This window comes from Methanosarcina sp. A14, from assembly GCF_001729375.1.
GTDB classification, from domain to species: domain Archaea; phylum Halobacteriota; class Methanosarcinia; order Methanosarcinales; family Methanosarcinaceae; genus Methanosarcina; species Methanosarcina barkeri.
This window is the reverse complement of sequence record NZ_LZPK01000277.1, coordinates 1-8,677: the sequence shown is the minus strand read 5'-3', so window position 1 is coordinate 8,677 and position 8,677 is coordinate 1. Positions and strand designations below refer to the sequence as shown.

The window sequence follows — 8,677 nt, the reverse complement described above, 5'->3', positions numbered from 1 at the left end:
GTACACCCGGATAACATTCTGTTTCCCCTAGATGTTCTGCTCAAGTTATGTTTCCTCAGACTCCTCAGACTCCTCAGACTCCTCAGACTTCCTCAGACTCCTCAGATTCCTCAGACTCCTCAGATTCCTTAGACCCCTCAGATTCCTTAGGCTCCTCAGATTCCTTAGATTCCTTACATTTCTTACATACACCATAGAAGTTAGTGCTCGTTGAAACAATAGTAAATCCTTCAATTTCCTCAGCTATCTTCATCGAATAATCCAACAATTGTTCCGAATTGAAATCCTCCATCCTTCCACATTCCCGGCAGATAAGATGGTGATGTGGAATGAAATTTGCTTCAAATCTTGAGACTCCTTTTACATTCACCTCCTCCAGTAAACCTTTCTCCGTAAGGAATTTGAGATTTTTATATACGGTAGCCTTGCTTATACGCGTCAGTTTTTTTCTAACCCCATCATAAACTTCGTCTACAGTGGGATGACCATCATGGTCGCGCAAGAAAGCAAGTATTTCGACTCTCTGGTTTGTGTATTTCATGTCAGCTTTCTCTGTGGGCTTCATTACCGTCCACCTAAATTACCTGTGAAAGCAGGTTTACTTAGATATACAGGATATCTATTACTAAATGATATTTATTATTATTTAACAATTACTATCATTTTATATAGTTTTTTATTCAGAGAAGCCTCGTAACTGCTTTCTTTTCCTAGTACCGTAGTTTGCAGTTTTCCCCACTAAAAGTACAGCTAAAGAACAGTAATTTTGGATAGAACCTGCCAGAGCAAGATTGTACGCTATTTCAATAAAATATACAGTTTCCTGCAACCTTATTTTGAATTTAATAGGATTCGTTAACTAATAAACTTCTGAACCAACCTACACCCCTGTACTATATCTAAGGATTGCGGCAATTCCTCCAAAAGCTATCATAAGTTGAGAGCCTTCGTCGAAATCCGTTGATACAAAAGCAGTCCTTGCATTGCCTTTATCAGCGAGTTCTGAAAGTTCACCAACGATATCAGTAGCATCCGTGACTTCAAGTGCAGAACCACATTCAGGACAATTTCCAGCCGCAGGAACAGCTTCATTGGACTTCCATTTTCTTGTTCTTTTATTTTCATATCCGCAAACACTGCATTTGAGAGTTACTCTTTCAGATCGCAGGTCTTCAGAAAGTAAAAGCACATCAACTGCCTTTAGTTCAAGATTTGCCCGTACATGGTCTTCTCCATAGGAGACTTTACCAGACTCAGTAGCGAGTTCTTTAAAAAACATTTTCATATCGTTCTTTTGCTTAATTAGATCAATACCCTGGAGAGTATCCTCTGCTGCATTTATTAACTCAGAAAAACCTGATTCATCCGTATATCCTGTATCGAACAATCCAAGAACCTTTTTCTGAAGCTCATAATGTAGGAACCCACTTTCACTGAACTCTTCTTTAGTTGGGGAATGCCCTCCTATAAGAATGCCTTTAAGTTCGGATGGCTCCACTTCAAGAAATGTCTCACTTGCAGCATCCCCTATTCTCTTATAAAAATCATGAATAGCAATACGCCTGAGCTGTTCAAAACGATGTGCACTCTGCCCCCCTTTTCTTTGTTTTCCAGGGACAGTAGAGTGGAGATGCTTAATAACTTCAGTTTGCCTGCCTACAAGCATACCGATAGTTGCTTCTCTTAAATCTAGAAGTATAAGCCCATAAGTACTGCATTCTCGGAGCATTTCCTCAAGGAGCTCAAGATAAAAAACGGAGTCACAGCGATATATGTAATCTAGAACAGGTTCCGGAGGAATGAGAACTTCATTTAACATGCCTGTCCTGTTAGCTCCGGTGTTGATAATTCCTGCAAAATAAACTATCCCGTTTTCCGGTATTTTGTTAAGAGATCTTAACTTTGCCAACAAAAAATCAAGTGCTCCCTGTACATTATTGCTGGAAAGTTTAGACTTAATACCCGAAGCTTGTTCATGTTCCTCTCTCAAATGAGTTATAACATCTGAAATCTGTTTATTAGGAGGAATATAAAGTGAAATTAATTCTGTGCTCTTCCCACTTTTATTTTTTAGAATCTCAAGCTTCTTTTTTAATACATATTTTTCATATGTACAGTATTCAGCCGTTTCAACTTCCCCCTATCTCATAAAAATGCAACTCAGTTGTTATGGTAAAATAAAGTCGACTTAATGGTTGAAGATCTCAAAAAGCAATTCAACCATTCGTTATACCTTGTTTTTTATTTGTATCAGGCAATTATGGAAAGAACAGGGTTCATGGGCATTATATGTCCATGAACCGTTGCACGCGATCAATATTTGCACCGAAGCGAGTTGAGATCTTCCATCACAGCCTCACTTTCTGGTGCCCGTTTTTGCTGATCCATCCGTTTTTTCTTGGTGGCATAAATCCATTCGCTTTAATCCATTCGTTTTAATATTCTCTTATTCGTGGGGTTACAACCTACAATTATTCCTAAACTTATTTAAAATAAATTATATGAAAAATTGGTTCTGAACAAATAATATTTCCAGGTCAAATGTTTTGTTAGCAAACAACATTTAAATATTAATTATGATTTCAAATTTTTTCAGATACTCGGTTGAAGATCTCATATTCCACAGTACTGATTTTCAAATCAAATATTGTCTGATAGCGTTTTTAAGCAGATTCAAGTAATTTGGACTTTTAATAGCACTTAGAACCTATCCAAAAAGTATTGTGACTTACTTTGTGACTTATTTTGTTACTTACTTTGCGACTTACTTTATATTTACAGCTAGCAGTTTCATACTCAGATTGGTATTGGGTATTACAGACCGATAGTAACTTTACTATATGCATTGACTTTCGGATAGGCTCATAATCATCTTCATTTTCGACTCTGTCGATTTACTTATGTCCTTTTGGTCACTGTCTCTTTAGCCAACACAATAAATTTATTGAACAACAGCGTAGACGAACGACTTCAGGCTATCAACTATTCTATTTTTATTTATTCCTTGAAAATAGGCTTTTTTACAATCTTCAATGGTTACATTGCATACCTGTGTAAATCCACGCTGTGTAAGGAATGCATCAACTGTTCCTTCCTTGATACCGAACTTAAACGGTTCTCCCAGCTGTGACATTTGATTCCGAATATTTCTCCCCGCCTCAAGTTTAGAACTTCCATCAACTGCAGATTGGGGAAAATAATCAAAAAGAATGCTACTGTTCTTTCCTGAGTTCTTTACAATAAAGGATAGGATTTCATCTACCACCTTTGGCTGAAGATACATTAAGAGCCCTTCCATCAGGAAAAGAGTCTTAACGTGCCGGATATATCCCACGTTTATCAACCTTTGACCAAAGTCTTCAGTTTCTAAATTGCAAGGGACATAGACAACATGACCTGGCAAACTGCCAAAGATCGTTCTTATTTTTTCCATTTTTACATTTTGTGTAGCAGGATGGTCTACCTCAAAAGTTTTGATCTTCTCCAGTCCTTCGATCCGATAAGCACGTGAATCATATCCTGCACCTAATATAACCAGTTGCTCAATACCTTCATCGATTGATTTTTTCACAAAATCATCAAAAAATCTGACTCTAGCAACGATTGAGTTATTTCTTCCCGGAAAAAATCTGTCCAGTTGCTCCTGCATTATTTTTGCCTCATCTGGATGGTGAACTCCCCACTCCAAAACCTCCGGGTTGATGAAATAGACTGCATATGGGTCATAACAAATTCGTTCGTCTTTGGGCTTCTGCGATTCAAAGTATCTGACAAGTAAAACGCCCATGGCTGTCTTGCTGCCTGGTCCTGTTATTTCCTTAAACATTTTGTTCATATTGTTGAACTCTTTCTCTGTATTCTCAGGTATTTCCATACATAAGATTCCCCTTTATTATCTGTTCATTTAAAGTCAACATTAATCGATTTTTCAAATTAAAAATTTATCTTTTGTTTAGGATTAAATGGTTGTTTGATAAACCAAACAAAATTTAGTAGGGTCAAATCCAATTTTAGGAGACAAGGATAGATAATCTACCACTTTTGATAATATTCTCGAGAAAATTCAAAATTGCAAAGTTTTGAAGTAAAAGTTATGTATAATTTCAACTAACCAATTTTACGATTTTTAAATTACATTCTGGAATTTATATCGCAGATAAAACTATTATATTAACGATACTAAACAATTCTGAAGATACGTCTAACAAACTGGCTGCGCTTACATCAAACATGAAATTGCTTTTGGTTTTATGACAAATAGTTCCATATTCTTCAATGCCTTTTTTGATAATATCTCCGTTTGTAAAAATGGATGTTAGAACTAAAGAAATTTAGAACTAAAGAAATTTAGAACTAAAGAAATTTAGAACTAAAGAAATTTAGAACTAAAGAAATTTAGAACTATTGATATTCTAAAAGTGGTTAGATATGCGGGTACTTACAACGATTTTACTGAAAATTTTAGGTTTTTTTGTTTTATTGCAAATTGCATTAAGAATCATAAAAAGATTTTATGTATTTTCACCTCCAGCATTTATGGGACCTTTTTTAGATAGCGATTTTAGAAGAAAATTGCAGTCTCCTGATAAAGTGATAAAACGAAGTGGGATAACAGAAGGAATGCGTATTCTTGAGGTGGGATGCGGAAGCGGAGCGTTTACAACTTTTGCTGCAAAGGCTAGTGGAATTAAAGGAGAAATATACGCTCTTGATATTCAACCAAAAATGTTACTGCAGCTAAAGAAGAAACTATCCAGACCAGAAAACAGAGATATCAAAAATATCAAGCTTATAGAAGGAGATGTGCATAAACTACCCTTTGATGACAATTCATTCGATGTAGTGTATACGGTAACAGTTCTTCAGGAACTTCCAGACAAAAATCGGGCTTTAAAGGAGATGAAAAGAGTCCTGAAGCCTAGTGGGATTCTTGCAGTAACAGAATTTTTACCCGATCCAGATTACCCTTTCAAATCTACCACTATTAAGTTAGGAGAAGAAGCTGGTTTTATCCTGGATAAAGTTGAAGGAAATCTCTGGAATTATACTGTAAGATTTAAGGCACAGAAATCTAGGTGAAAAATTGCGTCGATTTATCCCACCTAACTGAGCCGGATATGAACTAAATTTTATTTATATGTCTTTGGTTAAGTGAGGAATCGCAATAAATTGCCTCCATTTCCACAACAGTCATTATAAATTTTAATATGCTGAGGATTGGAATTAAGTATCGATTTCATGTAAAGATGCCAAAGTTTAATCAGGATTAAGGTGCAAAATCGATAACTTCCAGGCAAGAAAATTTCTTAACCAATGACCAATGGAATTCTTTTAAACCAAACCTGCTGATATATCTGAGTTTATCATAACTCTTTTTCCCCTGAGCCTTGCATATATTCTGCGGGCGTGCTTTTTAACCAGATAATTAAAGCTTTCTTTTGAGATCGGTTTTGATTTTTTGACGATCACTATAGGTTTCTTAGAATGCCTTGCAATCCTCTGCGATAGAGTACCAAGTAAAGAGATCTTAAATCTTTCACTTGAGTCGCCAATGATTGTAAGGTCATTGTTGTTTGAGGCCTCCAGTAGAGCATCTTCTATGGAATATTTAGTCAGTACTCTAAAACTAACAGGTATAGAACTGATTTTTCCAACGAGGCTCTCTAGTTCGTCGGTAATTTTCTGCCTGTTTTCCTGAGATTCATCAGGACTAATTATACTGATAATTTCTATTCCAGCGCCTGTGTTTACAGCCAGTTTTTCTGCGAGAGAGAGACCATAGACCGAGTTTTCTTTACCATTATACCCTACAAGGATTTTGTGGATGCTGTCAGGCAGATGCCCCTTTAATAACGCGATTGGCCTTTTTGAGGACAGGAGAACCTGGTTTGTAACACCATGTGAGTACTCAAATCTCTTTGGCTCGTGCCATCCCATAATAATCATGTCTGCATGCTCAATTTCAGCCTGCTCCAGAATTGAGTTTGATATGCTGTGGTCAAAGGCAGCAATATATTCTCTTTTATGTCCGAGAATTGTAGGATAACTTTCAAATTCTTCTTTGAAACGGCAGTCCATTTCTATTTTTTTCTCATGGTAAGCTTCCTGAGCTAACTTTAAGTTTGTTTGATCCGGAACCTCGATAACATGAAGGCAAATTATCTCGCTCCCCATAAAATCTGCCAGTTTCAAAAGGTCACTCTCATGTTTCTGGTTGGAGATCGGCACAAGCACTTTGACCAGGGAAACAGGTTGCATTTCCTTCTTTTCAACAGTATTCTCCAGCAGGTCAAATAAGTTATACTCTGGAATGGCTTTGCCCCTTCCATAGAGTGAGTACCAGCCAATTCCAGCAAAAATCATCATTACAGTGAAAAGAAGAGGTAGCCCACCAAGCAGGGGAAGCAGTACTATGCTCCCAACGATCCCGAAGATTTGTGTATAGGGAAAAAACGGGTCGCGGAAAGTGGGTTCATATCCTGGCAGGTTTCTTTTTCTGAGGATTATCACTGCCATATTTAGCAGGATAAATATCAAAATATTAAAAGCTCCACCCAGTCTTGCAAGCTCCTCTATGTCAAACAGGAATAAAAGCAAGATCATTACTATTCCTGTTACAAGTATAGCGTTATGAGGAGTTTCAAATTTTTGATGAATAAGGACAAACCATTCAGGCATAAGTGCATCCCTGCTCATGGCAAAAGGAAACCTGGAAGACGATAATATAGCGCCATTAGCTGTGGAAAGAGTAGCAAGCAGCGCACCCAGGGCTATTGCTATTCTTCCGGACTCTCCTGCCATCAGACCTGCAATATCAGCCAGAGGAGTAACTGATTTTCCGGTTACTTGAGGGTTAAAGAACCCTACAATTACTATCATTGTGGCAACGTAGAATAAGGTTACTACAACGGCTGAAGCGATAAACGCCAGAGGCAGGTTCTTGGATGGGTTTTTTACTTCCTCGGACACTGAAGCAGCTTCTGCAAGCCCGAGATAGGATATGAAAACAACTCCTGCTGTCGTGATTATAGAGGTCATCCCGTAAGATGTGGCAGGTGAAAAGTTAGCCGGATTAACCATAACAGACACTCGGGCTATGAAGAGAGATAGGATTACAAGCAAAAAGATCACAATAAAGTTCTGCAGTGAACCGCTGCTTTTTGCCCCACGGTAGTTAATCACTAACAGAATCACGCCGGTTGCAGCTGCTACGAAATATAGAGGCAAGGGATAGAAGACCTGAGCGTATTCTGCAAGACCGATGAGTGCAAATGTGCCCTTGAAGATTAAAGCCAGCCAGGAGCCAAGGCCGATTACTGCACCAGGCGCAGCTCCCATCGTCCTGCTGATGTAGTAATAGCTGCCTCCTGCCAGAGGCATGCCGGTTGCTAGCTCTGACATGCTGATGGCTGTAGCTATTGAAATAATCCCACCAAGCAAAAAAGAGATTATTGCTCCAGAACCCGCATCTGCTAAAGCAATTCCCGGAAGAATGAATATCCCAGCTCCAATCATAGTGCCGGTGCCGATTGCAAAAGTTGAGAAAAAGCCAAGGCTACATCCCAACCTTTCAGTCGTTTCAACTGATGCCATTTTTTTCTCCGCCTGTATTACAGGGCTTTCAAACCGGTAAATCCGTCTTCATTTAAATCTTCAGATTACTTTTACTTTGACGATACTGAACGTAGATTTCGCCATCATACGCCCAGGCAAACAGCAGGGTTTTCAAGTCCTGTTGCACTGGATCTGCCTTTTGAATAAGATAACTGCGAAACAAGTGTTTTTCTTCTGTAGTACGGCCTCAATGTCTTTTTAGTTGAACGGCTTCAATGTCTTTTTATTTAAGCTTCTTTTTTAACTATTTAAAGGAATAATGCAACCTGCTCTTGATTAAGGCATTTCAATTCATATTTTAGTGGATTTTGTTTTCGAATAGTACATATATCTATCCGTTGGGAGGTATATTTCTTAGTATGCGGTTTGCATTTGTTAAAAGTGATATTAAAAAGAAAGTGAATAGAGAGAACAGCACAGGCAGAGAAACGGATAATGACAGTTTGTATTTTATCAGCGGCAAGTATGAGAAAGTAAATATCTAAAAAGTGAAAACGTATTGATTTATACATAGCATTGATCTTATATATAGTATTGATCTACACGTAGCGTTGACTTACACATAGCGTCGATTCATACATACCATCTGCATAAGTAATATCATTTAGTTAAGGGTTAAAACATCGTTATTGGGCGGATATAATGCAAAGTAATGATCTTATTAAAGAGCAGATACTACAGTTAAAAATTGAGATCGCGCAATTAGAAGCTGAAGTTAATAAACTACAGATTACGATAAATGAAAAAAAATATGCTTTGAATAGGTTATCTGAACTATTAGAGATACGAGGAGTAACCTTAAATGATAATAAATAAATTATGATTGTTTATTGTCAAAAATAGGATTCTTATATTTTAACCCGACTCATCAAAAGCACCCCTGGTGATTTCAAGCCCCTGATCTATTTTCTATTTATAGTCTGAATAAGGTTGCCTATCTTTATTTCTCTCAAATAACTTATTGAATATTATGATTGTCTCTATTTGGCACGCCTGAGAGAATTAAATTGAATATAAAGAGGCTGAAAAGGGAATATAAATGAAGAAAAGATAAAAAATAATA

The 8,677-nt window shown here is 37.3% G+C and carries 5 protein-coding genes and 1 pseudogene; 2 read left to right on the top strand and 4 right to left on the bottom strand.

The genetic code is table 11. The annotated features are described in order from the left end of the window. Positions 1-82 precede the first annotated feature (82 nt). The 3 genes and pseudogenes from A9239_RS12900 to A9239_RS12890 form a co-directional block, all read right to left on the bottom strand. Positions 83-565: a Fur family transcriptional regulator gene (locus A9239_RS12900; protein ID WP_069575334.1), complete on the bottom strand. Its 483-nt coding sequence runs from the start codon at positions 563-565 to the stop codon at positions 83-85. Positions 566-880: 315 nt separating this feature from the next. Then, positions 881-2,125, bottom strand: a pseudogene (gene prf1, locus A9239_RS12895) (peptide chain release factor aRF-1); the annotation flags it as partial. 816 nt (positions 2,126-2,941) lie between these two features. Beyond that, positions 2,942-3,874 carry an SAM-dependent methyltransferase gene (locus A9239_RS12890; RefSeq protein WP_069575332.1) on the bottom strand — a complete coding sequence of 311 codons (933 nt, stop codon included), beginning with the start codon at positions 3,872-3,874 and terminating at the stop codon, positions 2,942-2,944. A gap of 554 nt (positions 3,875-4,428) precedes the next feature. Here A9239_RS12890 and A9239_RS12885 point away from each other — a divergent pair. Next, positions 4,429-5,079, top strand: a complete 651-nt coding sequence (locus A9239_RS12885; RefSeq protein WP_230668893.1) for a class I SAM-dependent methyltransferase — start codon at positions 4,429-4,431, stop codon at positions 5,077-5,079. A 252-nt stretch (positions 5,080-5,331) separates the two neighbouring features. On the opposite strand, the gene A9239_RS12880 is transcribed toward A9239_RS12885, so the two are convergent. Continuing rightward, on the bottom strand, positions 5,332-7,593 hold the full coding sequence (locus A9239_RS12880; RefSeq protein ID WP_048156055.1) for an amino acid permease: 2,262 nt from the start codon (positions 7,591-7,593) through the stop codon (positions 5,332-5,334). A gap of 663 nt (positions 7,594-8,256) precedes the next feature. On the opposite strand from A9239_RS12880, the gene A9239_RS19635 reads away from it, so the two are divergent. Further along, complete coding sequence (locus A9239_RS19635) at positions 8,257-8,430, top strand: hypothetical protein (protein WP_176722150.1); 174 nt, start codon at positions 8,257-8,259, stop codon at positions 8,428-8,430. The last annotated feature ends 247 nt before the right edge of the window (positions 8,431-8,677 follow it).